Origin of the sequence: Bartonella sp. CL100XZDX (assembly GCF_042195375.1) — a bacterium.
Classification (GTDB): Bacteria; Pseudomonadota; Alphaproteobacteria; order Rhizobiales; family Rhizobiaceae; genus Bartonella.
Window position 1 is genome coordinate 1 of sequence record NZ_JBHIOH010000022.1, and the last position, 1052, is coordinate 1052.

Genomic DNA, 1052 nt, shown 5'->3' on the forward strand with positions numbered 1-1052 from the left:
CCCAATAATCCATTTGTTGAAGTTTCCAATCAAGTCTACGCACGTCTCAAGCGTGCTAATGCTGTAAAACCTTTTGTTGGTGTCAAGACAACAGCAAAACCTGACAAGACGGTTGAACAAATTAAGAAAATAGAACAAGAAGCTGTACAAACATCATCTGAACCAGTGACAGAGGAAACCTCACTCGAAAAACCAAAGGAATCTAAAACTTCCAAGTCATCAACACCTACCCCCAAAAAGGCTTAGACGTTGAAATTAATCATCCACCAAAAATGGTATCTTCAACAGGTAAAAGATACCTTCACAAACCTTCAAGCACCACGCCTTAACTGGGCTCTGCGTAATGCTCTAAACACTGCAGCAAAACAAGTTGAACGCTTTACTGAAAAGCAAGTTGCAGACATCTCATCAGCCCAAATAAAGCGTATAAGAAGAGGTGTTTATATTAAAGAAAAGGCGACAGCAAGGTTTCTTGAGACAGATATCATTGGTTCTGGAACACCGATACCTCTTAAATTTTTTAAAGCAAACGAAACAAAACGCGGCGTAACTTACACACTGTTTGGAAAGAAAGAAATCTTACCCCATGGTTTTATCAAGGGAGGCAGTTTTCCAAAGCGTGTTGAATTGAAAATGGGAGGGAATGTGTTTCAAAGAGATGACGGAGATCAATTCCCCATTGCAAAACAAGAAGGACCTTCAATTGCTAAAGTGATGTCCAAGCCAGAGATTGCAAGTGCTATCGCACAATATGCCAGTGAACGATTAACCAAAAATATACAGTACCAACTTGCTCGTCAAGAATACGCTGCCAAGATGAAAGCTAAATAATGTTCTTAAGCTATGTCAACACACTACTCACTTTAATTGTAATTTTTAAAGCAGATTATCACTTGCGCTTCGGTTTTCTCCATAAAAAAGTCAATAAAATCAATGTAAAAGGTACTTCCCAGCGGGTTGGCTTCGTTGCGGGGCAGGCGAGCGCGAACTATCGCTAGCGACAGAATTTTCAAATTGACTGTACATTGTACACTTAACTCATTGATAAATAA

Annotated in this window: 3 protein-coding genes; 2 read left to right on the plus strand and 1 reads right to left on the minus strand. The window is 39.4% G+C overall.

All coding sequences use genetic code 11. The features are described from left to right. Positions 1 to 246 (plus strand): hypothetical protein (locus ACFILU_RS02205; protein WP_375674550.1); only part of this gene is annotated, 246 nt, incomplete at its 5' end. 3 nt (positions 247 to 249) lie between these two features. Further along, the gene (locus ACFILU_RS02210; RefSeq protein ID WP_375674552.1) at positions 250 to 831 is read left to right on the plus strand and encodes a hypothetical protein; all 582 of its coding nucleotides are present in this window, start codon (positions 250 to 252) and stop codon (positions 829 to 831) included. A gap of 32 nt (positions 832 to 863) precedes the next feature. Here the strand turns inward: ACFILU_RS02210 and ACFILU_RS02215 are convergent. Further along, positions 864 to 1052: hypothetical protein (locus ACFILU_RS02215; protein WP_375674554.1), on the minus strand; the 189-nt coding region annotated here is incomplete at its 5' end.